Source organism: Rhodococcus sp. P3_B8 (genome assembly GCF_056402775.1).
In genome coordinates this window covers 1-25,840 of the sequence record NZ_JBFUGT010000044.1, presented here as the reverse complement: position 1 = coordinate 25,840, position 25,840 = coordinate 1, and the positions used below count along the sequence as shown (strand labels likewise).

The 25,840-nt window shown below is 67.9% G+C and carries 18 protein-coding genes and 2 tRNA genes; 9 read left to right on the top strand and 11 right to left on the bottom strand.

Going from position 1 to position 25,840, the window contains the following annotated elements:
* Positions 1–42 precede the first annotated feature (42 nt).
* Together AC1D1G_RS17110 and acpS are read left to right on the top strand one after the other, a co-directional pair.
* Positions 43–9,366 carry a fatty acid synthase subunit beta domain-containing protein gene (locus AC1D1G_RS17110; protein ID WP_477952986.1) on the top strand — a complete coding sequence of 3,108 codons (9,324 nt, stop codon included), beginning with the start codon at positions 43–45 and terminating at the stop codon, positions 9,364–9,366.
* Positions 9,367–9,375: 9 nt separating this feature from the next.
* The gene (acpS, locus tag AC1D1G_RS17105; protein ID WP_037236411.1) at positions 9,376–9,768 is read left to right on the top strand and encodes a holo-ACP synthase AcpS; all 393 of its coding nucleotides are present in this window, start codon (positions 9,376–9,378) and stop codon (positions 9,766–9,768) included.
* A 68-nt stretch (positions 9,769–9,836) separates the two neighbouring features.
* Here acpS and AC1D1G_RS17100 read toward each other — a convergent pair whose 3' ends face one another.
* Positions 9,837–10,526, bottom strand: a complete 690-nt coding sequence (locus AC1D1G_RS17100; RefSeq protein ID WP_011594442.1) for a TetR family transcriptional regulator — start codon at positions 10,524–10,526, stop codon at positions 9,837–9,839.
* Positions 10,527–10,726: 200 nt separating this feature from the next.
* Complete coding sequence (bcp, locus tag AC1D1G_RS17095; protein ID WP_007296587.1) at positions 10,727–11,200, bottom strand: thioredoxin-dependent thiol peroxidase; 474 nt, start codon at positions 11,198–11,200, stop codon at positions 10,727–10,729.
* Positions 11,201–11,361: 161 nt separating this feature from the next.
* Here bcp and AC1D1G_RS17090 point away from each other — a divergent pair, with 161 nt between their 5' ends.
* Positions 11,362–11,583 (top strand): DUF3618 domain-containing protein, encoded by a 222-nt coding sequence (locus tag AC1D1G_RS17090; protein ID WP_005248277.1) that lies wholly within the window; start codon positions 11,362–11,364, stop codon positions 11,581–11,583.
* Between the two features lie 155 nt (positions 11,584–11,738).
* Here the strand turns inward: AC1D1G_RS17090 and AC1D1G_RS17085 are convergent.
* Positions 11,739–11,811, bottom strand: a tRNA-Lys gene (locus tag AC1D1G_RS17085).
* A 289-nt stretch (positions 11,812–12,100) separates the two neighbouring features.
* On the opposite strand from AC1D1G_RS17085, the gene AC1D1G_RS17080 reads away from it, so the two are divergent.
* On the top strand, positions 12,101–13,339 hold the full coding sequence (locus AC1D1G_RS17080) for a L,D-transpeptidase (RefSeq protein WP_283333553.1): 1,239 nt from the start codon (positions 12,101–12,103) through the stop codon (positions 13,337–13,339).
* A 62-nt stretch (positions 13,340–13,401) separates the two neighbouring features.
* Here AC1D1G_RS17080 and AC1D1G_RS17075 read toward each other — a convergent pair.
* Positions 13,402–13,477 (bottom strand) — tRNA-His (locus tag AC1D1G_RS17075).
* A gap of 85 nt (positions 13,478–13,562) precedes the next feature.
* Complete coding sequence (gene orn, locus AC1D1G_RS17070) at positions 13,563–14,162, bottom strand: oligoribonuclease (RefSeq protein ID WP_005570251.1); 600 nt, start codon at positions 14,160–14,162, stop codon at positions 13,563–13,565.
* An 85-nt stretch (positions 14,163–14,247) separates the two neighbouring features.
* Here orn and AC1D1G_RS17065 point away from each other — a divergent pair, with 85 nt between their 5' ends.
* Positions 14,248–15,984, top strand: a complete 1,737-nt coding sequence (locus tag AC1D1G_RS17065) for a helicase HerA-like domain-containing protein (RefSeq protein WP_283333554.1) — start codon at positions 14,248–14,250, stop codon at positions 15,982–15,984.
* Positions 15,985–16,047: 63 nt separating this feature from the next.
* On the opposite strand, the gene cmrA is transcribed toward AC1D1G_RS17065, so the two are convergent.
* From cmrA to AC1D1G_RS17050, 3 genes are read right to left on the bottom strand one after another with little or no spacing between them, the layout of a single operon-like run.
* A complete protein-coding gene (gene cmrA, locus AC1D1G_RS17060) occupies positions 16,048–16,851 on the bottom strand; it encodes a mycolate reductase (RefSeq protein ID WP_283353790.1) in 804 nt (267 codons plus the stop codon).
* Positions 16,852–16,869: 18 nt separating this feature from the next.
* The gene (locus AC1D1G_RS17055) at positions 16,870–18,894 is read right to left on the bottom strand and encodes an FAD-dependent oxidoreductase (protein WP_477952985.1); all 2,025 of its coding nucleotides are present in this window, start codon (positions 18,892–18,894) and stop codon (positions 16,870–16,872) included.
* Positions 18,895–18,907: 13 nt separating this feature from the next.
* Positions 18,908–19,441, bottom strand: coding sequence for a PadR family transcriptional regulator (locus AC1D1G_RS17050; protein WP_280784716.1), 534 nt, complete (start codon positions 19,439–19,441; stop codon positions 18,908–18,910).
* A 126-nt stretch (positions 19,442–19,567) separates the two neighbouring features.
* On the opposite strand from AC1D1G_RS17050, the gene AC1D1G_RS17045 reads away from it, so the two are divergent.
* Complete coding sequence (locus AC1D1G_RS17045) at positions 19,568–20,893, top strand: MFS transporter (protein WP_477952984.1); 1,326 nt, start codon at positions 19,568–19,570, stop codon at positions 20,891–20,893.
* Here AC1D1G_RS17045 and AC1D1G_RS17040 read toward each other — a convergent pair.
* The 3 genes from AC1D1G_RS17040 to AC1D1G_RS17030 all read right to left on the bottom strand — a co-directional run bounded on the left by AC1D1G_RS17040 (position 20,890) and on the right by AC1D1G_RS17030 (position 23,136).
* Entirely contained in the window at positions 20,890–21,468 is a 579-nt protein-coding gene (locus tag AC1D1G_RS17040) for a DUF4203 domain-containing protein (RefSeq protein ID WP_280782320.1), read from the bottom strand. The two genes, AC1D1G_RS17045 and AC1D1G_RS17040, sit on opposite strands and share 4 nt — an antisense overlap.
* An 82-nt stretch (positions 21,469–21,550) precedes the next feature.
* Positions 21,551–22,402, bottom strand: a complete 852-nt coding sequence (locus AC1D1G_RS17035) for an alpha/beta fold hydrolase (RefSeq protein WP_280782321.1) — start codon at positions 22,400–22,402, stop codon at positions 21,551–21,553.
* A gap of 26 nt (positions 22,403–22,428) precedes the next feature.
* Positions 22,429–23,136 (bottom strand): TetR family transcriptional regulator, encoded by a 708-nt coding sequence (locus tag AC1D1G_RS17030; RefSeq protein ID WP_283333559.1) that lies wholly within the window; start codon positions 23,134–23,136, stop codon positions 22,429–22,431.
* A gap of 118 nt (positions 23,137–23,254) precedes the next feature.
* On the opposite strand from AC1D1G_RS17030, the gene AC1D1G_RS17025 reads away from it, so the two are divergent.
* From AC1D1G_RS17025 to AC1D1G_RS17015, 3 genes are read left to right on the top strand one after another with little or no spacing between them, the layout of a single operon-like run.
* Complete coding sequence (locus tag AC1D1G_RS17025; RefSeq protein ID WP_477952982.1) at positions 23,255–24,364, top strand: ferredoxin reductase; 1,110 nt, start codon at positions 23,255–23,257, stop codon at positions 24,362–24,364.
* A 33-nt stretch (positions 24,365–24,397) separates the two neighbouring features.
* Positions 24,398–25,570: a fatty acid desaturase family protein gene (locus AC1D1G_RS17020; RefSeq protein WP_477952981.1), complete on the top strand. Its 1,173-nt coding sequence runs from the start codon at positions 24,398–24,400 to the stop codon at positions 25,568–25,570.
* 12 nt (positions 25,571–25,582) lie between these two features.
* Positions 25,583–25,792, top strand: a complete 210-nt coding sequence (locus tag AC1D1G_RS17015) for a hypothetical protein (protein WP_009474106.1) — start codon at positions 25,583–25,585, stop codon at positions 25,790–25,792.
* Positions 25,793–25,840: the final 48 nt, after the last annotated feature.

The following is a 25,840-nucleotide window of genomic DNA, read 5'->3' as shown; positions in this document are numbered from 1 at the left end:
ATCCCCACCTCCCCCTAGAGGGGACCAGGAGAGGACATACGCGTGACGATTGACGACACGACACCCGCAGGAAACGGAAAAAACTCGAAGGGTTCGCGGCGCATCGGCGTAGACCGGGACGACACTCGGTCGTCGAGCAAGGGCACCCTCGTGGATCGTCTGCTCGGAGGTGAGCCGTACGCGCTCGCCTTCGGTGGTCAGGGCGCGCCCTGGCTGAGCTCGCTGGAGGAACTGAGCCGCGACAACGGACTCGAGCCGGCACTCACCACCATCGTCAACGACGCGGCCGACCACCTGGCCCCCGTGGCGCAGGAACTCCTCGTCGTGCGCCCGGTCGGATTCGACCCCATCGCCTGGATCCTCGAGCAGGAACTCGCCGACGAAGAGGACGGCGCCCAGGCGGCCGGACCCTCCGCGGCAGCGCTCACCTCGGCGGCGGTGTCTCTCCCCGGCGTCTTCCTCACCCAGATCGCAGCGCTGCGTGCGCTGGCAGCTCAGGGCCTCGATCCCGCGGTTACGGCTCCCGTGTCGGTGATCGGCCACTCCCAGGGACTCCTCGCCGCGGAGGCCGTTGCCTCCTCGGGTCAGAAGGACGGCGAACTCCTCGCCCTCGCTCAGCTCATCGGTGCGGCTGCCGGCCTCGTCGGCCGTCGTCGCGGAGTGATCGCCGCCGCCGACTCCACCCCKATGCTCGCTGTCTCCAACGTCGACCCGGAACGACTCCGTCAGATCGTCGAGGAGCTCGCCGAAGGCCTCGAGCCCGAGCGCGCAGCCGTCCTCGGCATCCGTAACGCCCGTCGCCGCGTCGTACTGTCCGGCCCGCCCGCCCAGCTGGCACGCGTTCAGCAGCGGTGCGAGCAGATCGAGGCCGACGAGGCCCGTGAGCGCGACGCCAAGAAGCGTGGCGGCTCCATCTTCGCGCCCGTCTTCGAGCCCCTCGCGGTCGAGATCGGCTTCCACCACCCCGCACTCGCGGAGACGATCGACATCGTCGGCCAGTGGGCCGTGCGCTGCGGTCTCGACGAGGAGAAGGCCCGCGCTCTCACGAGCGCCTGCCTCGTCGATCCCGTCGACTGGGTCGCCGCCGTCGACAGCACCCTCGAAGCCGGTGCCGCGTGGATCCTCGACCTCGGACCCGGTGACCTCCTCACCCGCATGACGTCGGCCAGTGTCCGCGGCCAGGGCGTCGGCATCGTTGCCGCCGCGACCCGTGGCGGTCACCGCAACCTCCTCACCCCCGGCGCAACCCCCGAGGTTCCCGCCGCGTGGACCGAGTTCCTCCCGAAGCCGGTGTCGCTGCCGGGCGGCCGCATCGGCGTCGAGACCGCGTTCACGAAGCTGACCGGTCGTTCGCCGATCCTGCTCGCCGGCATGACCCCGACCACGGTCGACCCGAAGATCGTCGCCGCAGCAGCCAACGCAGGCCACTGGGCCGAGCTCGCCGGCGGTGGCCAGGTCACCGAGCAGATCTTCGCCGACAACGTCGAGAAGCTCACCGGGCTGCTCGAGCCGGGCCGCGCCGTGCAGTTCAACTCGATGTTCCTCGACCCCTACCTGTGGAAGCTCCACGTCGGTGGCAAGCGCCTCGTGCCGAAGGCCCGTGCCGCGGGTGCCCCGTTCGACGGTGTCGTCGTCACCGCCGGTATCCCCGAGCTCGAGGACGCCGTCTCGATCATCGGAGACCTCACCGACGCCGGCTTCAGCTACGTCGCGTTCAAGCCGGGCACGGTCGCGCAGATCCGCTCGGTCATCCGCATCGCCAACGAGGTTCCCTCGTTCCCCGTCATCGCCCACATCGAGGGCGGCCGCGCCGGTGGCCACCACTCGTGGGAAGACCTGGACGACCTCCTCCTCGACACCTACGCCGAGCTGCGCACCCGGCCGAACCTGGTCCTGTGCGTCGGTGGCGGCATCGGCACGCCCGAGCGGGCTGCCGACTACCTGACCGGCCGCTGGTCCGTTGCACACGGCTTCCCGGCCATGCCGCTGGACGGCATCCTGGTCGGCACCGCCGCCATGGCCACCCTCGAGGCGACCACCTCTGCCGAGGTGAAGCAGCTCCTCGTCGACACCCCCGGTACTCCGGACTGGGTCGGAGCAGGCACCGCCGAGGGCGGCATGGCCTCCGGCCGCAGCCAGCTCGGCGCCGACATCCACGAGATCGACAACGCAGCGTCCCGCACCGGCCGTCTGCTCGACGAGGTCGCCGGTGACGCCGACGCCGTCGCCGAGCGTCGCGACGAGATCATCGAGGCACTGAACATCACGGCGAAGCCGTACTTCGGCGACGTCGCGACCATGACGTACGAGCAGTGGCTGCGCCGCTACCTCGAGCTGGCCGTCGGCATCGACGCGGCGAAGGCATTCGACTGCGGCACCGACCTCCAGGACGCCATCACCGAGGCCACCGAGAGCCCGTGGCTCGACATCACCTGGCGTGCGCGCTTCGGTGAGATGCTGCAGCGCACCGAGTCGCGTCTGCACCCGGTCGACCGTGGCCCCATCCCCACCCTGTTCGCCGACGACGCGATTCTCGAGCGTCCCGAGGCGGCCGTCTGCGCCCTGCAGGCGCAGTACCCCGACTACGCCACCACGGTTCTGCACCCCGCGGACGTCTCCTTCTTCGTCTCGCTGTGCAAGACCCCCGGCAAGCCGGTCAACTTCGTGCCCGTCGTCGACGGTGACGTCCGCCGCTGGTGGCGTTCCGACTCGCTGTGGCAGGCACACGATCCTCGCTACACGGCCGACCAGGTTTGCGTCATCCCCGGCACCGTCGCCGTCGCCGGCATCACGCGCGTCGACGAGCCTGTCGGCGAGCTGCTGGACCGCTTCGAGAAGGCCACGTACGACGAGCTGGTCACCGCCGGTGTCGCGCCGCTGTCGCTGCCCGCACGCCGTCACGCGGACATTGCCCGCGGCCTCCTCGACACCGTGCTGTCGGCTCCCGACATCCAGTGGGCCTCGCGCCTCACCCTGAACCCGGTTCGCCGGCTCGGTGACCTCGACAAGTGGTCGATCGAGTCCGACACCCTCGCGGTGCACGAGACCACCGGTGCCGAGCTGTCCGTCATCGACGACCAGCAGGTGCTCCTCACTGTCCCGCTGGTGGCAGCCAAGTCCGTCCAGATCACCATCACCGTCCCCGCGTCCGTCGCGGACGGTGGCGCTCCCGTGGTCACCGAGGCCGACGCCGAGAAGTCGATGACCGCGCTCCTCGCGGTCGCGGCCGGTCAGGAACTGCCCGCCGTCAAGAACGGTGTCGCACGCCTCAACCTCGCCTGGACGCCCGACCTGGTCGCCGACCACGCCGGTGTCACCGGCTCGGGTCTGCCCACGACGCTGAGCGTCAGCGGCAAGGCCGTCCCGGACGTGGTCGTCGGCGCTTGCTGGCCGGCCGTGTTCGCCGTGCTCGGTGCTGCCAAGACCGAGGACTCGCTGTCCGTCATCGAAGGCATGCTCGACCTGGTCCACCTGGACCACAGCGTCGATTTCGTCGGCGAACTGCCTTCGGAGACCAGCATTCTCGTCGTCAAGGCCGAGGTCGCCTCGGTTCTCGACACCGACCTGGGCCGCGTCGTCGAGGTCAAGGTCGAGGTCGGCGCCATGCTCGGCGAGGGCCTGGACGCGCCTGCCGTCGTCACCCTGTCGGAGCGCTTCGCGATCCGCGGCCGCACCGGCAAGGGCGAACTGTCCGACCCGGCCCGCGCCGGTGGCTCGCTGAGTGACGAGGCCGTCGACACCCCGCGTCGTCGTCGCCGCGACACCACGATCGTCGCTCCCCGCAACATGGGCTCCTTCGCCCAGGTGTCGGGCGACCACAACCCGATCCACACCTCCGACAACGCGGCACTGCTCGCCGGCCTCGGCAGCCCGATCGTGCACGGCATGTGGCTCTCCGCCGCCGCCCAGCAGGTCGTCACCGCCGTGGATCCGGCCGAGACCAAGACGCCGCCGCGTCGTCTCACCGCCTGGACCGCACGCTTCCTGGGCATGGTTCGCCCGGGCGCCGAGATCGACGTCCGCGTCGACCGCATCGCCGTGGACCGGGGCGCCGAGATCGTCGAGGTCGGCTGCCGCATCGACGGTGAACTGGTGATGGTCGCAACGGGTCGCACCGCCGCCCCGAAGACCGTCTACGCGTTCCCCGGACAGGGCATCCAGCGTCCCGGCATGGGCCTCGACGCCCGCGCCCGCTCCAAGGCCGCCCGTGAGATCTGGGACCGCGCCGACAAGCACACCCGCAAGGCCCTCGGCTTCTCGATCCTCGCCGTGGTCCGCGACAACCCGACGGTCGTCAAGGCCCGTGGTGTCGAGCACAAGCACCCGGACGGTGTCCTGCACCTGACCCAGTTCACCCAGGTCGCGATGGCGACGCTCGGTGTGGCTCAGGTCGCCGAGCTCCGCGAATCCGGTGCCTTCGTCGAGGGCGCCCTGCTCGCAGGCCACTCGGTCGGTGAGTACAACGCTCTCGCCGCCGTCGCCGGTGTGCTGCCTCTCGAAGCTGTTCTCGAGGTGGTCTTCCAGCGTGGCTCCGCGATGCACGCACTCGTTCCCCGCGACGAGGCCGGCCGTTCCGACTACCGGATGGCTGCCATCCGCCCGTCGCAGATCGGTCTGGCCGACGACGACGTCGAGGCGTTCGTCGCCGGTGTCGCCGAGGCGACCGGTGAGTTCCTGCAGATCGTGAACCTGAACCTGCGTGGCTCGCAGTACGCCATCGCCGGTACGGTCGCCGGACTCAACGCGCTGGAGGTCGAAATCGACATCCGCCGTGAGGCTTTCGGTGGCAAGCGCGCGTACATCATGGTCCCGGGCATCGACGTCCCGTTCCACTCGACGGTGCTGCGTGGCGGCGTCGACGACTTCCGTGGACGTCTCGAGGAACTGCTTCCGCAGGACATCGACCCGGCCATCCTGATCGGGCGCTACATCCCGAACCTGGTCCCCAAGCCGTTCTCCCTGAAGAAGGAGTTCGTGCAGGAGATCGCCGACCTGGTGCCGTCGAAGCCCCTCGACAAGGTGCTGAAGGACTTCGACTCCTGGGCGAAGAAGCCGGTTCAGCTCACCCGCGTGGTCCTCACCGAGCTCCTGGCCTGGCAGTTCGCCAGCCCGGTGCGCTGGATCGAGACGCAGGACCTGCTGTTCGCCGACGAGTCCGAGGGTGGACTGGGTGTCGAGCGGTTCGTGGAGATCGGTCTGGGCTCCGTCCCGACCGTCGCGAACCTCGCATCGCAGACCCTGAAGCTGCCGGGCCGCTTCGGCTACCCGGTCGAGGTCCTCAACATCGAGCGTGAAGCGTCCAACGTGTACTCCACCGACGTCGATCCGGCGCCGGTCGAGGACGACGAGCCCGCAGCACCCGCAGCCGAGGCGCCCGCCGCATCGGCCGCACCCGCCGCGGCTCCGGCCCCGGCCGCTGCACCGTCCGGTGGACCGCGTCCCGACGACATCGCGTTCAAGGCCGCAGACGCCACCAAGGTCCTGATCAGCCTGTGGACCAAGCTCCGTCCCGATCAGGTCGGCCCCGTCGACACGATCGAGGCGCTGTGCGACGGCGTGTCCTCACGGCGTAACCAGCTGCTCGTCGACCTCGGCTCCGAGCTCTCGCTCGGCGCGATCGACGGTGCGGCGGACGCCGACATGGGTTCGCTCGCCGGCACGGTCGACTCCCTGGCCCGTACGTACAAGCCGTTCGGCCCGGTGCTGTCCGACTCGATCAACGATCACCTCCGCAAGGTCTTCGGCCCCTCGGGTCGTCGTCCGGCGGCCATCGCAGACCGCGTGAAGAAGGTCTGGGAACTCGGCGACGGCTGGGCGTACCACGTCACCGCCGAGGTGGCGCTCGGAACCCGCGACGGTTCCAGCATCCGTGGTGGTGACCTCGGTGGCCTGGCCGGCGGCGGTCTCGCCGACGGCGCCGCAGTGGACGCCGTCATCGACAGCGCAGTGGCCGCAGTGGCCTCGCGCCGTGGGATCAGCGTCTCCCTCCCGTCCTCGGGTGGCGGAGCCGGTGGCACCGTCGACGCCGCGGCGCTGGGCGAGTTCACCGAGCACATCACGGGCCGCGACGGCGTGCTGGCCTCGGCCGCCCGCCTCGTGCTCGAGCAGCTCGGCTTCGCAGGCGACACGGCGACGGCAGCGCAGCCGACCGACACCGAACTCGTCGACCTCGTGTCGGCGGAACTCGGTTCCGACTGGCCGCGACTGGTCGCTCCCGCGTTCGACGCCAAGCGGGCGGTGCTGCTCGACGACCGCTGGGCCAGCGCACGTGAGGATCTGGCTCGTCTGTGGATCGACGCGGCAGGCGTGGAGTCTCTCGAGATCGAAGGGTTCGCCGGTGCAGGCAAGTCCGTTGCGGCGCAGGCCGCATGGTGGCAGGCCCGCGCAACCGACGAGGGTCGCACGGCTCTGGCCGAGAAGTACGGACGCATCGCGGAGGCGGCAGTCGTCGTCACCGACGAGACCCCGGAATGGGCAGACCAGGTCGCCGTCGTCACCGGTGCCAGCAAGGGTTCCATCGCGGCCTCGGTCGCAGGCAAGCTCCTCGCCGGCGGCGCGACGGTCTTCGTGACCACCTCGCGTCTCGACGACAAGCGTCTCGGCTTCTACCGCGACCTCTACCGCCGCAATGCTCGCGCCGGTGCCGCCCTGTGGGTGGTCCCCGCGAACATGGCGTCCTACACGGACATCGACGCGCTCATCGAGTGGATCGGTGAAGCCCAGTACGAGACGGCCGGTGGATCGAAGAAGCTCGTCAAGGAAGCGGTCACCCCGACGCTGCTGTTCCCGTTCGCCGCGCCCCGCGTGGCAGGCGACCTCGCCGACGCCGGCGCCCGCGCCGAAATGGAGATGCGCGTTCTCCTGTGGTCGGTGGAGCGTCTGATCGGCGGACTGTCGAAGATCGGTTACGACCGTGACGTCGACACCCACCTGCACGTCGTCCTGCCCGGTTCCCCGAACCGCGGCCTGTTCGGTGGCGACGGTGCGTACGGCGAGGCCAAGGCCGCGCTGGACGCTGTGGTCGGCCGCTGGAAGGCCGAGCGCAACTGGGCCGAGCGCGTCACCCTGGTGCACGCTCTCATCGGCTGGGTCCGCGGAACCGGCCTCATGGGCGGCAACGACCCGCTGGTCGAGGCCGTCGAAGGTGCCGGAGTCCGTACCTGGTCCACCCTGGAAATGGCCACCGAGCTGCTGCAGTGGTGCGAGCCCGAGGCACGTCGCCTCGCCTCCACCGAGCCGCTCGCGGCCGATCTGACCGGTGGGCTCGCCCAGGCGAACCTGGACCTGCCCGCGCTGGCGAAGCAGGCTCAGGAAGCTGCGACCGCTGCTGCCGAGGCCGACGCGGATGCGGACGAGCTCGACACCATCGCGGCTCTGCCCGCCCCGCCGCGGGTCTCCGAGTCGGTGGCACCGGCTTGGGCCGGCGTCACGGCGGCTCCGGAAGACCTCGTCGTCATCGTCGGCGCCGGTGAGCTCGGACCGTTCGGTTCCTCGCGTACCCGCTTCGAGATGGAGGTCGACGAAGAGCTTTCGGCGGCAGGCGTTCTCGAACTCGCCTGGAACACCGGACTCGTCGTGTGGGAGACCACGCCGTCCGCAGGCTGGTACGACGCCGAGACCGGGGAACTGGTTCCGGAGGCCGAGATCGCGGACAAGTACCACGACGCAGTCGTCGAGCGCTGCGGCATCCGCCGCTACGCGGACGACGGCGCGATGGTCGAGAACACCGCACCGCTCCTCACGTCGGTCTTCCTCGACAAGGACCTGAGCTTCGTGGTCAGCACCGAGGCGGAAGCACTGGCCTTCGTCGAGGCCGACCCGGAGAACACGGTCGCGACGCCGGTTCCGGACAGCGGTGACTGGCAGGTCACCCGCCGTGCGGGCACCGAGATCCGCGTCCCCCGCAAGATGAAGCTCACGCGCAGCGTGGGTGGTCAGATCCCGACCGGATTCGACGTCACCAAGTGGGGCATCCCCGCTGACATGGCCGACTCCGTCGACCGCGTGGGCCTGTGGAACATCGTCGCCACGGTGGACGCGTTCCTCACCGGTGGATTCACGCCCAGCGAACTGCTGCGGTGGGTGCACCCCTCGCTGGTCGCCAACACCCAGGGCACCGGCATGGGCGGCATGACCTCCATGAGGTCGCTGTACATCGACACGCTGCTCGGCGAGAACCGGCCGAACGACATCCTGCAGGAAGCCCTGCCGAATGTGATTGCGGCGCACGTGGTCCAGTCCTACGTCGGCGGTTACGGCGCCATGGTCCACCCGGTTGCGGCGTGCGCCACGGCCGCGGTGTCCGTCGAAGAGGGCGTCGACAAGATCAAGCTCGGCAAGGCCCAGCTCGTGGTCGCCGGCGGGTTCGACGACCTCAGCGCGGAGGGCRTCATCGGATTCGGTGACATGTCCGCCACGGCCAAGACCGACGACATGCGGGCCAAGGGCATCGACGACCGTCGATTCTCCCGGGCCAACGACCGTCGTCGCGGCGGGTTCGTCGAGTCGCAGGGTGGTGGCACGATCCTGCTGGCCCGCGGTGACCTGGCACTGGAGATGGGCCTGCCCGTCCTCGGTGTGGTCGCCTACGCCGGCTCGTTCGCGGACGGTGTCCACACGTCGATCCCGGCTCCCGGAATCGGTGCGCTCGGCGCGGGACGTGGGGGAGCGGATTCGCAGCTCGCCCAGTCCCTCGGCAAGCTCGGTGTCAGTGCCGACGACATCTCGGTGATCTCCAAGCACGACACGTCCACCGCGGCCAACGATCCCAACGAGGCGGAGCTGCACGAGCGCCTCGCCGGGGCACTCGGCCGCAGCGAAGGTGCGCCGCTGTTCGTGGTCTCGCAGAAGAGCCTCACCGGACACGCCAAGGGTGGTGCCGCAGCATTCCAGCTGATCGGTCTCTGCCAGGTGCTGGACCAGGGCATCGTGCCGCCGAACCGCAGCCTCGACTGCGTCGACGAGAAGATGGCCGAGTTCGAACACCTCGTGTGGGCTCGGGAGCCGCTCCGCTTCGGCGAGCAGTTCCCGCTGAAGGCCGGTCTGCTGACCAGCCTCGGCTTCGGGCACGTGTCCGGCATGGTCGCGGTCGTGCACTCGCAGGCGTTCGTCGAGGCCATCCCGGCCGACAAGCGTGAGGCGTACCTCGAGCAGGCACGCAAGCGCACCGTCGAGGGTCAGCGTCGTCTGGCGAAGGCCATGGTCGGTGGCGGCAGCCTGTACGAGCGTCCGGCGGATCGTCGCTTCGGCGGCGACAGCGTCCCGGCCGCAGCGTCCCGTCAGCTCGAGGCGGACGTCCTGCTCACCGAGGCCGCGCGCCTCGGAGCGGACGACGTGTACAGCTCGGGTCTGCCCGGCTGCAAGTAGGAACGACGGATGGGAGTTCTGGGGATCGGCTTCGATCTCGTGACGGTGTCGGAGTTCGCCGAGCAGCTGGACCGGCCAGGGACGGCAATGCTCGACAACTTCACACCGGGCGAGCGTCGGGACGCCGTGACCCGGAGCTCCGATCCGGCTAGACATTTCGCCGCCCGGTGGGCTGCGAAGGAGGCAGTGATCAAGGCCTGGTCCACGTCTCTCTTCGCCAGCCCGCCGGTGCTGCCCGAGATGATCCACCACCTGATCGAGGTGGTGACGGATGCGTGGGGACGGCCGAGTATCCGCTTACGCGGGGACGTCGCCAAGCATCTGACCGACGTGAGGATTCACATCTCCCTCACACACGACGGAGACATGGCAGGCGCGTTCGCCGTCATCGAGTCCCTGTAGGCGCCTCCGGCGCCCGTGCGCCTTTCTGGTAGCTCCGGCAACCGGAAGGGCGCACAGGCGCGTAGCGGCTAGGTGGAGCGCGATTCCTTCTCGGCGACCAGCAGGTATGCCACCATCAGCCGTTTGAGTTCGGCGACGGCGTCCGCGTGGCTCTGATTGTCCTGCACGGAGAAGTTGAGCATCGAGTACACGACGTGGACGAGCACCTCGGCCATCATCGTCCGCCGCTCCCGCGACGTCCGCGGGGTGAGGGGCGCGAGCATCCGTGACACCTGCTCCGCGAACGCCTTCTCGTGGATGGCGCCGGTGGCGCGGGTCGAGGGCGTCGACTGCATCGCCAGCCACACCTCGCGCCTCGACGGGTCGGATGTCCACAGGCCAGCCATGTGGTCGACGAAGGAATTGAGGAACCGCAGCCAGTCGAGGGACGGGACCTCACCGTTGAACTGGGCGATCTCGTGCTGGACGCCGACGAGGTCCTGCCGGTTGAGTTCGCAGACGATCACGTACTTGTTCGCGAAGAACTGGTAGAGGGTGCCGATCGGGACGTCCGCGCGTGCGGCGACCTCCTCGCACGTGAACGATTCGAATCCCACGTCCACCAGCAACTCCCGCGATGCCGTGAGCAGCGCGTCGAACTTCCGGCGACTACGTTCCTGGGTCGGACGTCTGCGGGGCAGGAGTTCCTGCGGGTCCGACTGCAGCTCCAACGCCGGGTCCACTCGGCGCGGCGCTTGCTTGCTGACTGAAGACTCCACCGCCCCAGGCTATCCGTCTTTCGTCCGGATTCCGAAGATCCCTCCCGGTGACGCGTCGGGTTTCACCTGGGCGAGGAGACTGCTCGCGCCGTTTCGGTGTGAACGATGTGATCGCCCACAAGTTGCCGACCGCTGCGTTACCGACCCACCACAACGCCGGTGACGGACGGCCGACAACATGCAGCCGCCCGTCGCGTCGATCAGACGGACAGGTCCCGCCGCAGTTTCGCGACGTGGCCGGTGGCGCGGACGTTGTACTGGGCCACTTCGATCTTCCCGTCCTCGTCGACGAGGAACGTGGAGCGGATGACACCCTGCACGGTCTTGCCGTACATCTTCTTCTCGCCGAACGCGCCCCACGCCTCGAGCGTGGCCTTGTCGGGATCGGACAGCAGAGGGAACGTCAGTTCCTCGTTGTCACGGAACTTGGCCAGCTTCGCCGGCTTGTCGGGTGAGATGCCGATCACGTCGAGGCCTGCGCCGTTCAGGTCGGCGAGGTTGTCGCGGAAGTCGCAGGCCTGTTTGGTGCAGCCCGGCGTGCTCGCCGCCGGGTAGAAGTACACGACGACCTTGCGGCCGCGGTAGTCGGCGAGCGACACGTCGTTGCCGTCGGCGTCGGGCAGCGTGAAGGCGGGTGCGGTGTCTCCGGGGGCGAGTCTGTTGTTGTCGGTCACGAGAAGTCAGGCTACCGGGAAGGTCTGACCGTGGGCCGCGGCGCGATCGGGGGAGACAGAGTCGCTGGTCGCGTGTTCTCGTCTACGGTTGACGCAAGTGTGGGATCGTCGCGGTAGCGTCGCTCTCGCTGATCGAACCAGTCGAACAAGTTGGAGGACACGTGCCCAGGGACACCGAGAGCATCGAGCGTGAGATCGAGAACGCGCGTAATCAGCTCGCGAGCACTCTCGACGAATTGACGGTCCGCACCAACCCGAAGCGTCTCATGGAGAACACGAAGCGGACGCTGATCGCGAAGCTGAACGAGCCGGCGGTCAAGTACGGACTGATCGCCGTGGGTGCGGTGGCAGGGCTCCTGGTGCTCCGCAAAGCGTTGCGCTGAACGACCCTCGTCACTGACGGGCCGTCGGATGTGAAGTTCGCAGTGACTTCACGTTCCGGCGGCCCGTTCGTCATCCGACCGCCCACTCGGTGCGGTGAGATCGTGACACGAGAAAGGCCCCCATCCTCGTGAGAGGATGGGGGCCTTCGTGCAAGTGCGCCCACAGGGACTCGAACCCCGGACCCAGTGATTAAGAGTCACTTGCTCTACCAACTGAGCTATAGGCGCTCGCTCTTGCGAGACAGAACATTAGCGGGTCGCTTCTCGGGAATGCAAATCGCCTGGTGGCGACCGCCCGTGGCGACCCGATCCGGACGGTGGCGCGTAACAACAGCGCCGCTGGTCACGATTGATATTCGAACGTTATTGAGCGGCTCGGCGCTTGGTTGGAACCGGTCTCCAGTGGCTGGCATCATTGGAGACCACACGGTCTCGACGTGCTGATTCGTCTTGCGAAGGCGAGGGACGTGCCGGCTTGAACGTGAATTCGGAGCGAGGACGTGAAGTGGGGTTATCCATGGGTGTGGGGCGTGGCGGGCGCGTGCGTGCGCAATCGGTGAGATCCGTCTCGAAGACGGTGACGATTGTGGCGGCATCACTCGTATTCGCAGTGTCGATCGCAGGGTGCACCGTCTCCGGTGCCGACAGCGTCACGTCGGAAGGTGAGGCGCCGATCGATTCCAATCCGGTCACCGAACTCATCAAGCCGAAGCTGACGGCGTCGGCCGTCGATGGTGCGGTGGGATTCTCGCCCGGACAGCCGGTGACGGTGACGGTGGCCGACGGCACGCTGGCGGCGGTCACCATGCTCAACCCGGAGGGCGAGCCGGTCGACGGCGCCATCGCCCCCGACGGGTTGTCCTGGGTCAACACGGAGCCGCTGGGCTACGACAAGGAGTACCGGCTCGAGGTGAAGGCGAACGGACTCGGCGGCGGCACCACCTCGACGTCGGCGTTCACGACCAGCGCGCCCGGCAACGTCACCAAGCCGTACGTGATGCCGTCGGAGGGTGACGTGGTGGGCATCGGTCAGCCGATCGCGGTCCAGTTCGACGAGAACATCCCCGACCGCAAGGCCGCGGAGGCCGGCATCACCGTCACGACGAATCCACCCGTCGAGGGCGCGTTCTACTGGGTGAACAACCGTGAGGTGCGGTGGCGTCCGCAGAGCTACTGGGCCCCCGGCACCGCCGTGGACGTCAAGGTCGCCGTGTACGGCCGTGATCTCGGTGACGGACTGTTCGGCCAGGAGGACGTCCACACGGCGTTCACCATCGGCGACGCCCTGGTCGCGACGGCGGACGACAACACCAAGCAGGTGACGTTCGAGCGCAACGGCGAAGTGATCATGACGATGCCCACGTCGATGGGTAAGGACGACACACCCACCGACAACGGCGTGTACATCATCGGCGACCGGTTCGCGAACCTCGTCATGGACTCGTCCACCTACGGTGTGCCGGTCAACTCCCCGCAGGGATACAAGACGCCCGTCGATTGGGCGACGCGAATGTCCTACAGCGGCATCTTCTTCCACTCGGCGCCGTGGTCGGTGGGGCAGCAGGGGTACTCGAACGCGAGCCACGGCTGCCTGAACCTGAGCCCGTCCAACGCGAAGTGGGTGTACGACAACACGAAGCGCGGCGACATCGTGATCGTCAAGAATACGCTGGGCGGCACGCTGTCGGGCACGGACGGCCTCGGCGACTGGAACATCCCGTGGGATGTCTGGAAGGCGGGCAACGCCAACGCCTGACGGCGGGCGTCAGACCAATCGCAAAGAGGAAAGCCCCCGGCCGAGGCCGGGGGCTTTCCGTGTGGGGTGAGTGACGGGACTCGAACCCGCGACAGCCAGGATCACAACCTGGTGCTCTACCAACTGAACTACACTCACCATGTGCTTCAGGCACCGCCCGGGGGCAGTAACTTCGGCGAGGAAGATACTAGCGCGTCCGGTGCCCGAGAAGCCAATCGGTATCTCAGGCGGGCCCGAGTTCCTCGACAACTGCGGCGATGTCGCTGGTAGACGGTCCGGGCTCGGGCACGAACGCCGTCTTCCGGTAGTACTTCAGTTCCCGGATCGACTCCTTGATGTCGGCCAGGGCGCGGTGGGCGAGACCCTTTTCGGGCTGACCGAAGTAGATCCGCGGGTACCAGCGCCGGGACAGTTCCTTGATGGAGCTGACGTCGATCATCCGGTAGTGCAGGTAGGTGTCGAGGTCCGGCATGTCGCGGGCGATGAATCCGCGGTCGGTCGCGATCGAGTTGCCTGCGAGCGGCGCCGTCCCGGCGACCGGCACGTGCTCGCGGATGTAGGCGAGCACCTGCTGCTCGGCCTCGGCGAGCGTGACCGTGGACTTCCGGACCTCGTCGGTCAGCCCCGAGTTCTCGTGCATCTTGGTCACCACGTCGGGCATGGCCGCGAGCGCGTCGTCGTCGGCGTGGATGACGATGTCGACACCCTCACCGAGCACGTTCAGCTCGCTGTCCGTGACCAGAGCTGCGATCTCGATCAGCTTGTCGGTGCCGAGCCGGAGCCCGGTCATTTCACAGTCGATCCACACAAGTTTGTCCTGCACCAGGAACACAGTAGTCACGTGAGTGACGGGATAAGGTCTGCGGTGGACACTTTCTCCCGACGTGCGTGATTCGAGGAGGGCTTGGATGACCCAGCAATCGCAGGACGGCGACGCGACCTCGACCCCGGCGGAAAGGGCGGCGGCGGCGAGGGCGGCGGCCGCCGAAGCGGCCAGGATCGCGGCGGAGGCTGCGGCAGCGGCAGAGGCGGCGGAGCAGGAAGCCCGGGACGCGGAGGCCGCGGAGAACCGTGCTCCCGCAGACGTCGCCGCCTCCTCCGGTGCCGCCGCGGACATCGCGGCCGGATACTCCTCGGAGGGTGCGGCTCTGGAGCTGGGAACGGTGGTGCTCGACGGCGCCGTGGATCCGGCGGCCCGGGTGCGTATCCCGCTCGCGACGGTCAACCGGCACGGACTCGTCGCCGGCGCCACCGGGACGGGAAAGACGAAGACGCTGCAGGGTATTGCCGAGCAGTTGTCGGCTGCAGGGGTTCCCGTGGTGATGGCCGACGTGAAGGGCGACCTGTCGGGCCTGTCGCAGCCGGGTGAGGCGGGCGACAAGATCACCGCCCGAGCGTCCGAGACGGGTGACGACGAGTGGCGGCCGGCGGGATCCCCGGTCGAATTCCTCTCGCTGGGAACGGAAGGCTTGGGGATTCCCGTCCGCGCGACCATCACGGCGTTCGGGCCGATCCTGCTCGCCAAGGTTCTCGGGCTCAACGAGACTCAGGAGTCCACGCTGGGGCTGATCTTCCATTGGGCCGACGTTCAGGGGCTTGCGCTGCTCGACCTGTTGGATCTGCGATCGGTCATCGCGCATCTCACCAGCGACGAGGGCAGGGCCGATCTGAAGGGGATCGGCGGCGTGTCCCCGGCCACGGCGGGTGTGATCCTCAGGGCCCTCGTCAATCTCGAAGCCGACGGCGGCGACACGTTCTTCGGGGAGCCCGAGCTCGAGACCGAGGACCTGCTCCGGGTGATCGACGGCAGGGGCGTGATCACGTTGTTCGAGTTGGGCGCCCAGGCCGCGCGCCCGGCATTGTTCTCCACCTTCCTGATGTGGGTGCTGGCCGATCTGTTCCAGACGTTGCCCGAGGAAGGCGATCTCGACAAACCCAAACTCGTCTTCATCTTCGACGAGGCGCACCTGCTCTTCGCGGACGCGTCGAAGGCGTTCCTGCAGCAGGTGGAACAGACCGTGAAGCTCATCCGCTCGAAGGGTGTGGGGGTCTTCTTCTGCACCCAGTTGCCGACGGACGTCCCGAATGCGGTGTTGTCACAGCTCGGCGCGCGGATCCAGCACGCGCTGCGCGCTTTCACTCCCGACGATCAGAAGGCGCTCACGAAAACGGTACGGACGTACCCGACCACCGAGAACTACGACCTCGAGAAGGCTCTCACCTCACTGGGCATCGGTGAGGCGATCGTCACGGTCCTGTCGGAACGGGGGGCACCGACGCCGGTGGCGTGGACGAGGATTCGGCCTCCCCGCTCGCTGATGGACACCATCGGCAACGACGCGATCACCGCCGCGGCGTCGTCGAGTCCGCTGTCGGCGAAGTACCGGCAGACCGTCGACCGCGAATCGGCGTACGAGAAGCTGACGGCCAAGGTCGCCGGGGCACCGGCCACGGAACCGGGCCTCGACCTGCCCCCGCTTCCCGACCTGCCGCCCCCGCCGCCCGCACAGCGGGAGGGTCCGAACATGGCCGAACAGATTCTCGGGAACTCCGCGGTGAAGAGCTTCCTCCGCTCGGCCGCGTCGGCCGCCGGCCGCGAGATCTCCCGCAGCATCTTCGGGACGGGCAAACGTCGCAGGCGCTAGAAACGCTGGGCGAATGTACCTTTCAGCGCCTCGGCAGGGGTGACCGGTACATTCACCCGGGGGTCATCCGCCCAGCTTCTTGTAGAACGTTCCGACGATCGGGGCGACCACCGCGCGCGGGCTGTACTGCCCGGCAACGGACATCGCCTTGCTGATGATGCCGGGCACGACGCGCATCTTGTTGTCGGCCAGACCATCGAGTGACACCTTGGCGGTGTATTCGCTGGAGATCCACAGGAAGTCGGGCACCAACTTGTCCACGATCGACGCGTCCGCCGGATCGGGCTCCTCGGTGCGGACCGGGCCGGGTGCGAGCAGCGTGACGTTCACTCCCGTTCCCTTGAGTTCGCCGCGCAGCGACTCGGAGAAGGTGTTGACGAACGCCTTGCTGGCCGCGTAGGTGGCGTTGTGGGGGATGGGCATGTTGCCTGCCGCGGAGCCGACCATGAGGATGGCGCCGGACTTGCGTTCGAGCATCCCGGGCAACACCGCGAGGGTGAGGTCGTGCACCGCAACGGCGTTGAGTTCCACCTGGGCCCGCTCGTACGCGGGATCGAGTCCGGCGACCGGGCCGAACGTGGCGATGCCCGCGTTGTTGCACAGGACGCTGATCTCACGTCCGGACAGTTCGGTGACGAGGGTGGCCCGCGCGTCGCGATCCGACAGATCGCACGCGCGCACGTCGACCTCGACGCCGTGCTTGTCACGCAGGGCCGCAGCGAGTGAATCCATCACCTCGCCGCGGCGCGCGACGAGGATCAGGGAGTGGCCCCGGGAGGCCAGGTCGGTGGCCAGCGCCTCGCCGATTCCGGACGAGGCGCCGGTCACGACGGCGCGGGCACTGGGGGTGGGGTTCGGCAAGCTCACGGTCAGCAGCGTAGTGCGTCAGATGCGCGCGGCGAGCCGGGTGCCCTGCTCGATCGCGCGTTTGGCGTCGAGTTCGGCTGCGACGTCGGCGCCGCCGATGACGTGGGTGGTGACGCCGGCGACGGTCAGTTCGTCGACGAGGTCACGCACCGATTCCTGACCTGCGCAGATCACGACGTTGTCGACGGCGAGGGTGCGGGGCCTCTCGCGTTTGGCGCCGAACGTGATGTGCAGGCCGTCGTCGTCGATGCGCTCGTAGTTGACCCCGGACAGTTCCTGCACGCCCTTGTTCTTCAGCGCTGCCCGGTGAACCCAGCCCGTGGTCTTCGCGAGTCCGGCGCCGATCCGGCCGCTCTTGCGCTGCAGCAGGTACACCTCGCGCGGCGACGGTTCGGGAATGGGTGTGGTGAGGGCGCCCGCCGCCGCTTCGGGTTCGGTGACACCCCACTCCTGCTTCCACTCCTTCAGGTCGAGCGTCGGCGAGTGCTCGTGGGTGAGGAACTCGCTGACGTCGACGCCGATCCCACCGGCCCCGATCACCGCGACCGACTGCCCGACGGCCTTGCCGCCCCGCACGACCTCCGGATACGTGAGCACCTTCGGGTGGTCGATACCCGGAATGGACGGAACCCGCGGCGTCACCCCGGTCGCGACGATCACCTCGTCGTACTCGCCGACCAGCTCGGTCGCGGTGACACGGCTGTCGAGCCGGACGTCGACACCGGCGAGCGGAAGCTGGCGGTTGTAGTACCGGATCGTCTCCGCGAACTCCTCCTTGCCGGGGATCTTGCGGGCGATGCCGAACTGTCCGCCGATCTCCGAATCCGCCTCGAACAGGGTCACCGAGTGGCCGCGCTGTGCCAGGCCCAGTGCTGCCGACAGGCCCGCGGGTCCGGCGCCGACGACGGCGACACGCTTCGCGGCCCGGGTGGGGGAGAGTGTCAGTTCCGTCTCCCGGCCTGCACGGGGATTCAGCAGGCACGACACGTGCTTGCGGACGAAGGCGTGGTCGAGGCAGGCCTGGTTGCACGCGATGCACGTGTTGATCTCGTCGGGGGTGCCCGCTTCGGCTTTGCGCACCCAGTCGGGATCGGCGAGCATCGGGCGCGCCATCGAGATGAGCTGCGCGTCACCGCGGGTCAGGATTTCCTCGGCGACCTCCGGCATGTTGATCCGGTTCGACGCGGCCACGGGGATGCTCACGTGCTTCTCGAGCTTGCCGGTGATGTCGGCGAACGCGGCCCGCGGCACCGACGTCACGATCGTCGGAACACGGGATTCGTGCCAGCCGATGTCGGTGTTGATGATGGTCGCGCCCGCGGCCTCCACTTCCTGTGCCAGCGCGACGATCTCGTCCCACGTCTGACCGCCCTCGACGAGGTCGGCCATCGACAGGCGGAAGATGATGATGAAGTTGGGGCCCACCGCCTTGCGAGTGCGGCGGACGATCTCGACGGCCATCCGCCTGCGGTTCTCGGGAGTGCCGCCCCACTCGTCGGTGCGCTTGTTGGTGCGCTCGCACAGGAACTGGTTGATGAAGTAGCCCTCGCCGCCCATGATCTCGACGCCGTCGTAGTTCGCCTGCTGCGCGAGCCGGGCGCAGCGGACGAAGTTGCGGATCTGCCAGCGCACGCCGCGGCCCGTGAGTTTGCGGGGCCGGAACGGGTTGATCGGGGCCTTGATCGACGAGGCGGAGACGCTGAAGGGCTGGTAGCCGTACCGGCCGGCGTGCAGGATCTGCAGGGCGATCTTGCCGCCCTCGTCGTGCACCGCCTTCGTGATCGCGCGGTGCCTGCGGGCCTCGACTCGGTGGGTGAGCTTGGCGCCGAACGGCAGCAGCCAGCCCGTCCGGTTGGGCGCGTAGCCGCCGGTGACGATCAGCGCGACACCTCCGCGGGCGCGCTCGGCGAAGTACTCGGCCAGACGGGGAATGTCCTTGGCGCGATCTTCGAGCCCGGTGTGGATGGAACCCATGATCACCCGGTTCTTCAGCGTCGTGAAACCGAGGTCGAGGGGAGCGAGGAGCTGCGGGAACTGGGTCATTGGCGGCGTGTCCTTACTGTGCGAGCGCGTCGAGTACTTCTTGGCACCAGTCGGCGAATCCCTCTTCGACGCGGATTCCGCCGCGCAGGACGAGGTACTGGTGCAGGGCTGCCCCGGAGAGCTGGTCCGGTGCGGGAAAGTCACGTTTTTCGATCATGCGGTAGACCTCGAGCCGGGCGGCGTGGCCGTCGCGGTGGCGAGCGACCTCGGCCGTGAGTGCGGCGATGTCACCGTGCTGAGCGGCGCGGATCTTCACTGCCAGCTCGTTGCGCAGGTGGTTGGGCTCGGTCGGTTCGGCGATCCAGCGCTCGAGTTCCGCGCGCCCGGCCGCGCTGACCCGGTACACCTTCTTGTCGGGTCTGCTGTCCTGCGCCACGACCTCGGCGTCGACCCATCCGGACTCGTCCATGCGTTTGAGGACGCGGTAGATCTGCTGGTGGGTGGCGCTCTGGAAGAAGCCGATGGATTTGTCGAACCGGCGCGCCAATTCGTAGCCCGAGCCGGAGTGCTCGGTGAGGGAGACGAGGAGCGCATGTTCGAGTGCCACGAACCGAAGTATGTATGCAACGAGGTGCGTATGCAACTGAGTGCATGCTTAGTAGTTCCGTCCGAGCGGGACACTCGTCGCGTCGGACCGTACGAACTCCCCGTTCGCTCGCATAGGCTCGCGGACATGAGCACCGACGTTCGTCCGCCGGCCGGGATCGGCGAGGCCGCGACGCGCAGACAGGTTGTCGCGTGGGGGTTGTGGGACTGGGGATCGGCCGCGTTCAACGCCGTGATCCTCACGTTCGTCTTCTCCGTGTACCTGACGGACGCCGTGGGGGAGGACCTGCCGGGGTCGATCTCCGCGAGCACGTGGCTCGGGTGGTCGCTCGGCATCGCCGGTTTCCTCATCGCCGTGCTCGCCCCTGTCACCGGTCAGCGATTCGACGCCGCCGGACGACGTAAGTGGGCGCTCGGTGTCCTCACGTTCGCGACGGTCGGGTGCATGGCGGCGATGTTCTTCGTCCGCGACTCGTATCAGTACCTGTGGCTCGGACTGGTGCTGCTGGCCGCGGGTTCGGTGATCTTCGAACTGGCCGGCGTCCCGTACAACGCGATGCTCAGGCAGGTGTCGACGCCGGCGAACATCGGCCGGGTGTCCGGGTTCGGCTGGGCGATGGGCTATTTCGGCGGGATCGTGCTGCTGCTGCTGTGCTACTTCGGATTCATCTCCGGTGACGGCGACAACCGGGGATTCCTCGGGCTCACCACCGACGGCGGACTGAACATCCGGATGGTGGCGCTGCTCGCCGCCGTCTGGTTCGCGATCTTCGCGATCCCCGTCCTGCTGAAGGTCCCCGAGCTACCCCGCCCCCACGCGGATCCGGGTGCCGACAAGGCCGGTTTCGTCGAGTCGTACCGGGTGCTGTGGCGCGATCTGCGCGACCTCTGGGTCGCCGACCGGCGCACCGTGTACTTCCTGGTGGCGAGTGCGCTGTTCCGCGACGGACTGGCCGGTGTCTTCACGTTCGGCGCCGTCCTCGCCGTCAACGTCTACGGCATCGGCGCGGGTGACGTGCTGCTGTTCGGCGTCGCGGCCAACGTCGTCTCCGCGCTCGGCGCGCTCACCGCCGGCCGGTTCGACGATCGGATCGGACCGAAGACCGTCATCATGACGTCCCTGATCGCGATGATCGTGGTCGGCGTCGTACTGACGGCCGTCTCCGGACCGGCCATGTTCTGGATCTTCGGACTGCTGCTGTGCCTGTTCGTCGGTCCCGCGCAGTCATCCGCGCGGACGTTCCTGGCCCGGATCACACCGCCAGGCCGGGAGGGGCAGATGTTCGGTCTGTACGCGACCACCGGTCGCGCGGTGTCGTTCCTCTCGCCCACCCTCTTCGGGCTGTTCGCCTGGTGGTTCGCGGCGGATCGGGCCGGGATCATCGGACTGGTGATCGTGCTCGCGATCGGGCTCGCCGCGCTGACGGTGGTGAGGGCACCCGAGCGCGACTAGCGCCGCGCGCGATTGTCATCGATCCGGAGCTTCTCCGGGAACAGCCGCCGCTGTGTCAGCCAGCCCGCCGCCGCCACGACGATCCAGATCAGCGTGGCGAAGAACTGCTGGCTGCCCTCGTTCGGATCCTCCAGGAAACCCAGCGGGGGGATGGCCAGGCCGAGCCCGGTCAGGACCATGCTGGCGCCGCCGAGCGCGGTGAGCCACAACAACGCCCGCGCCCGGTACCGGTCGGCGAGGAAACCACAGGCGACGGCGAGCGCGACGATCACGACTCCGCTGAGGAGCCAATTCGCGTCGTCGGGTTGCAGGACACGACTGAGCTTGGCCCCGATGACGGCGCCGGTGATGATCCCGAGAAAGAATGCGGCGAACTTGAAGATCAGGGTGGTGGCCACCCACGCCACGACTGCCCCGATCGCCGCGACCAGGAACGTCGTCTCGAGCGACAGCGACAGCAGATCGGCCAGGAGCCAGCCGAGGCCGAAACCCGAGGCGAGAACGGCGACGTGGAGTGAACCGACACCGGCGAAGCACAGAACGGCGCCGACCAGAAGGATTGCGATGCCACTCATGGTGCCCTCCCACGGTGCACGAGACGAGTAGTGCCATCAAACCAGAACGCACGCCCCGTCGAGGGGAAGAGCGGATTTCAGTTCAGTTCGGTGCGGTTCCGGTACGCGTGAGGATCGCGTCCGCGAGGGCGTCGGGCCGCTGCTCCGGGATCCAGTGCGTGGCACCGTCCAGGACGACGAACTCGTAGGGCGCATCGACGAACTCGCCGCACCTTTCCGCTCCCGCACGCCCCAGCGCCTGGTCACCGGTGCTCCAGACGTAGGTCGTGGGAACGGTGACGGCAGGCGTCTGCTCGAAGTCGCTCGTCATCGCGCGGTACCAGTTCAGCGCGCCGGTGAGCGCGCCCGGTTCGCCGAGCAGCGCGACGTGCCGGTCGACGAGCGCCGGCGCGACGACGTCACCGAACATCGCGCGCAGCGCCCGCGCGTTCTCCTCGAGGAGGACCCGCTCGGCCTTGCCTTCCGTCCTGAGGAGACGAATGTAGGAGGAGCGTTCCTTCTGATCGGCGTCCTCGCGCAAGGCCCAGCCGAACGCGCCCGGATGTGGCACCGACACGGTGGTGAGCGAGGTGATCCGGTCGGGGTGCCGCGCCGCGACGACCCACGCCACGGCGGCTCCCCAGTCGTGCCCGACGAGATGTGCCGAGTCGAGACCGAGTGCGTCGAGCAATCCGATTACGTCCGCGACGAGGTGGTCGATCCGGTAGGAGTCGACTCCGTCGGGTCGCGCACCGGGCGAGTATCCGCGCTGGTTCGGGGCGAACGTCCGCAGACCGGACTCGTTCAGCAGGGCGCTGACCGGTTCCCAGGACGCGGCGCTCTCCGGAAACCCGTGCAGGAGAACGACGGGGACGCCGTCGGCCGGACCGCTGGTGGTGACGTCGAACGTCAGGTCGCCGAGGGTGATGTGCGCGTGTTCCGAGGTTGACAACATGCCCCCACCGTACGGCGAGAGCGCCACTACTTCGCGGGATTCCACCCGCTCATGCCGAGCATGATCAGGCGCAGTTGCCGTTCGGCACGCGCGACCACTTCGGCCTCACTTCGGCTTCCGGGACGATCGGCCTCGAGCAGATCGACGACGACGGCGAACATGGTGGACACGATCAGGTCGGCCGCCATCTCCAGGTCGTCGTGGTCCCAGGACTGCAGACCGTCGATGCGGGACAGGTCAACCGTGAGTTCGCTGACGAACAGCTTCATCTCGGTCGCGATCGCCCGGCGAATTTCCGGGACGCCGCCGTAGCGTTCGCGGCTGAGGAACCGGAACTGCGCCTCGTGGGTGCGGACCTGCCGCACGAGGATGTCGAGGGATGCGCCTGCGCTCTTGGTGCTCGGGGTGCGGCGGGCGTCGCGGAGCATCTGCCGCAGAATTCGCATGCCCTCCTCGACGAGCACCACGCCGAGCTCCTCGATGGACGCGAAGTGGCGGTAGAACGCGGTGGGCACGATTCCCGCGGTGCGGGCGATCTCGCGCAGGCTCACGCCGGCGAAACTACGGTCCGCCATGAGTTCGAGTGTGCCGTCGAGAAGGGCCTTCCTCGTGCGCTCCTTGCGGGCTGCCCTGCTCTCCGGTTCGGCGCCGGTCGACTGACTCACGGCAGTGAGTGTATTCGCGGCCGCGCCGACACCCGTCATCTCCGGGTGCTCGTACTCGTCATCCGGCATGCGTATCCGATCGCTGTCTGGGGTGTGCGTGCGGTCACATTTCGATTGACAAGTTCCTGTCTCTCTCTGTCACACTATTGTCAGTGTACAACCGTGCACTCAAATGGAGGAGGCTGACGTGTCAGTTGCCCACACCAGTCGTCCGGCGGAGGGACGCAGGTTCTCGCTGCTGTCGTTGTTCGAGGCGATGGCCACTCCGCACCAGCTCGACCGCTACCTCGAACTTGTCACTCCCATGGTCACCGTGCGCGACCTGCGAGCCGAAGTGGTCGAGGTCCGGCGGTCCACCGCCGACACTGTCACCCTCACGCTGCGTCCCACCCGTCAGTGGCGGGGATTCCGTGCGGGGCAGTTCGTGCAGGTGGGCGTCGTGATCGACGGGGTTCGGCACACCCGGTGCTACTCACCGGCCAATGCACAGGCGTCCACCGACGGGCTCGTCGAGCTGACGATCAAGGCGCACCCCGACGGTCTGGTCTCGCAGTACCTGCACGCCCACGCGCACCCCGGTCTGGTGCTCGACCTGTCTCAGGCGGCGGGCGAATTCACCCTCCCGTCTCCGCGCCCTCGCCGGCTCCTGCTGGTGAGCGGAGGCAGCGGAATCACCCCGGTTCTGTCGATGCTGCGCACCCTCGTCGACGAGCAGCACTTCGGAAGCATCACTTTTCTGCACTACGCGTACACCGAAAACGACGTCGCGTACCTCGACGAGTTGCGCGCACTCGCGGACGCGAACGCCAACGTCTCCCTCGTGTTGGCGTACACCGATCAGGAAACCGGCGGCCATCTCCACGGGTTCTTCGGTCAGGAGCACCTCGACGCGGTTGCGCCCTGGTACGCGGACGCCGAAACCTTCCTGTGCGGCCCGCCCGGACTGATGCGTGGCGTTCGGGAGGTGTATCGCGAACTCGGCATCGAGGACCGTCTGCACACCGAGGAATTCGCTCCCGCCGCAGCCCCGGCGGAGGGTGAGGCCGGTGGCGAGGTGTCCTTCACCGCCAGCGGTGTCACCGCGGACAATTCCGGCGCCACGCTGCTCGAACAGGCGGAGGCCGCCGGGCTCCATCCCGAGTACGGGTGCCGGATGGGCATCTGCTTCTCCTGCACGACGGTGAAGAAGTCGGGGTGCACCAAGAACGTCCGCACCGGCGACGCCGACACCGACCCGGACAAGGCGATCCAGCTGTGCGTCTCGGTTCCGGTGGGCGACGTCGCCCTCGACATCTGACTTTCACAAGACATTCAACGCTTGGAGACCGACATGTTTGGACTCTCACTCTCGTTCCTCCCGTTCGTCGACGGCTCCGACGGTTCCCGCAACGACGCCCCGGTGGTGCTCAGTCACGACCAGGTCGAAGAGATCGGCCGGGAACTGGACGCCCTCCGCGACCGGACAGTTGCGGACCTCGGCGCCGAGGACCGCGAATACATCTACAAGATCATCAAGGCGCAGAGGGGATTCGAGGTCGCCGGCCGCGGGCTGATGTACCTCGGCTTCTTCCCGCCGGCCTGGATCGCCGGGGTCGGTGCTCTCGGTGTGTCGAAGATCCTCGACAACATGGAGATCGGCCACAACGTCATGCACGGCCAGTACGACTGGATGCGTGAACCGGGCCTGAACTCCCGCGTGTTCGAGTGGGACACCGTCTGCCCGGCCKATCAGTGGAAACATTCCCACAACTACATGCACCACACGTACACCAACATCCTCGGCCGGGACCGGGACATCGGCTACGGCATCCTCCGGATCGACGAGGCGCAGAAGTGGAACCCCTACTATCTGGGGAACCCGGTCTACGCCTTCTTCCTGATGATGCTGTTCGAGTGGGGCGTCATGATGCACGACCTGGAAGCGGAGAACGTGATCCAGGGCAAGCGGAAGTGGCACGACGTCAAGCCGCTACTGAAGGGCTGGTGGCGCAAGGCCGGTCGGCAGGTACTCAAGGACTACGTGATCTTCCCGGCGCTCACCGGGCCACTGTTCGTCCCCACACTGCTCGGCAACGTGACCGCCAACCTGATCCGCAACGTGTGGGCGTACTCCATCATCTTCTGCGGCCATTTCCCCACCGGCGTGCAGAGTTTCACCGAGGACGAGACCGCGGAGGAAACTCGCGGCGAGTGGTACGTCCGGCAGATGCTCGGAAGCGCGAACATCGAGGGGAGYCCGCTGTTCCACATCATGTCGGGCAACCTGTCGCACCAGATCGAGCACCACCTGTTCCCGGACCTGCCCGCCCACCGGTACCCGGAGATGGCACCCGTCGTGAAGGCGCTGTGCGAGAAGCACGGGCTGCCCTACAACACCGGTGGCTTCTTCAAGCAGATCGGCTCCGTGTGGGGGAAGATCTTCAAGTTCGCGCTGCCGCCCGGTCTCGTCTCGTCCGACACCCCTCCCGGTGTTATCGTCGAGCGGCAGAAGACTGCAGCCTGAGAGGCGAAAAACATGGTGGGGAAGTTCGAGCGGCGCAAGGACACCGTGCAGGAACTGACGGAGTCCGCGGCAACGCACGTGGGCCAGATCGCGACGATCATCGCGGGCGCCGTCCGGGACGTCACCCGGGAGATCGGTGACTGGGTGTCCGACGGCATCGAGATGCGCGAGGCCGCGAAGAAGGCCCGTGACGACGAGGGCGAGGCCGAACCGGTCGACTGAGTAAGCCGACCGGGCGTTTCGCCCAGGTAGAGATCCGGCCGCCGAGGG

What these genes read in the sequence shown, in the direction of transcription:
- AC1D1G_RS17045 (WP_477952984.1), top strand. Translation starts at nt 19,568, where the DNA reads ATGAGCACCGACGTTCGTCCGCCGGCCGGGATCGGCGAGGCCGCGACG.
- AC1D1G_RS17065 (WP_283333554.1), top strand. Translation starts at nt 14,248, where the DNA reads ATGACCCAGCAATCGCAGGACGGCGACGCGACCTCGACCCCGGCGGAA.
- AC1D1G_RS17080 (WP_283333553.1), top strand. Translation starts at nt 12,101, where the DNA reads ATGGGTGTGGGGCGTGGCGGGCGCGTGCGTGCGCAATCGGTGAGATCC.
- AC1D1G_RS17035 (WP_280782321.1), bottom strand. Translation starts at nt 22,402, where the DNA reads ATGTTGTCAACCTCGGAACACGCGCACATCACCCTCGGCGACCTGACG.
- AC1D1G_RS17030 (WP_283333559.1), bottom strand. Translation starts at nt 23,136, where the DNA reads ATGCCGGATGACGAGTACGAGCACCCGGAGATGACGGGTGTCGGCGCG.
- AC1D1G_RS17055 (WP_477952985.1), bottom strand. Translation starts at nt 18,894, where the DNA reads ATGACCCAGTTCCCGCAGCTCCTCGCTCCCCTCGACCTCGGTTTCACG.
- acpS (WP_037236411.1), top strand. Translation starts at nt 9,376, where the DNA reads ATGGGAGTTCTGGGGATCGGCTTCGATCTCGTGACGGTGTCGGAGTTC.
- AC1D1G_RS17015 (WP_009474106.1), top strand. Translation starts at nt 25,583, where the DNA reads ATGGTGGGGAAGTTCGAGCGGCGCAAGGACACCGTGCAGGAACTGACG.
- AC1D1G_RS17040 (WP_280782320.1), bottom strand. Translation starts at nt 21,468, where the DNA reads ATGAGTGGCATCGCAATCCTTCTGGTCGGCGCCGTTCTGTGCTTCGCC.